The 1,222-nt window shown below is 73.3% G+C and carries 1 protein-coding gene; it reads right to left on the minus strand.

Annotated elements, in window-relative coordinates; all coding sequences use genetic code 11:
- The coding region (locus AB0D08_RS40830) for a DEAD/DEAH box helicase (RefSeq protein WP_359895440.1) at nucleotides 1-929 on the minus strand (929 nt) is incomplete at its 3' end.
- Between the last annotated feature and the right edge of the window lie 293 nt (nucleotides 930-1,222).

Consider the following 1,222-nt stretch of genomic DNA (forward strand, 5'->3'; position numbering starts at 1 on the left):
ATCACCCCGCCGTCGCGGGAGGCGATGTGGGCGATCGTGGCGTTCTTGTCGGAGTTCTGCACGTGCAGCACGTGGTGCTCCATCGTGCTGACCGCTCCCGCGGACGGGTCCACCGAGTGCGTGACCGGGTCGTTCAGGAAGCGGCGCACCAGGCGGTCGACGTTGCGGTCCAGGGTGGCGGAGAACAGCATCGTCTGGCCGCCCTCCTCGACCTGCTCGAGCAGTTCGGTGACCTGCGGCAGGAAGCCCATGTCGGCCATCTGGTCGGCCTCGTCGAGCACCGTGATGCCGACCCCGTCCAGCTGGCAGTCGCCCCGCAGAATCAGGTCCTTGAGCCGGCCGGGGGTCGCGACCACGACCTCCGCACCGCGGTTCAGCGCCTGCGCCTGGCGGCCGATCGACATCCCGCCCACCACGGTCGCCGTCCGCAGCCGCAGCGCGTGGGCGAACGGGGTGAGGGCGTCGGTGACCTGCTGCGCGAGCTCACGGGTGGGCACCAGCACCAGGGCCAGCGGGCGGCGCGGCTCGGCGCGCCGGCCGGCGGTACGGGCCAGCACCGCGAGGCCGAACGCGATGGTCTTGCCCGAGCCGGTGCGGCCCCGTCCGAGGACGTCGCGGCCGGCCAGCGAGTTGGGGAGCGTCGCGGCCTGGATCGGGAACGGTGACGTGACGCCCTGGCGGGTCAGCACCGACAGCAGGGCCTTGGGCATGTCCAGTTCGTCGAACATTTCGACGGGCGGGAGCGCCGGTGTGGTGCTCACCGGCATCGCGAACTCGCCCTGCGGCGAGGATGTCCGACGGCCGCCACGGCCACCGCCGGGCCGGTCGCCGTAGAAGGAGCTGCCGCCGGAGCGGGCGCCGCCGGAGCGGGATGAGGACGAGGAGCGGGAGTCGGCGTTCCGGTACGGGGAGTGACTGGAGCGGTTCATGCGAAACCTTCCTGGGGCGGCACGTCGCGTGGCAGCTCCGCAGCGCGGGGCGCCGGCAGGAGGTCGCTGGGGAACGGGCCGAAAGTACGGGGGCGGGCGTGGACGGAGAAACCGTGCGGCACGTCACCTCAGGTCGGCGCTCTCCGGCGGGCGGGAGCGAAGATCCTCGAACCGTGGGATGTCACGGCAGGGCGCCGGTCCGGACGCGGCGCAGGGCGTCTCGCGTGCGGATGGCCGCCGGTGGCGGAGCCGGGGGCCTGAACGGCCGGGGTGTGCGTCGTGGCGCAATGCCG

It is taken from the genome of Kitasatospora sp. NPDC048540, from assembly GCF_040651175.1.
Lineage (GTDB): Bacteria > Actinomycetota > Actinomycetes > Streptomycetales > Streptomycetaceae > Kitasatospora.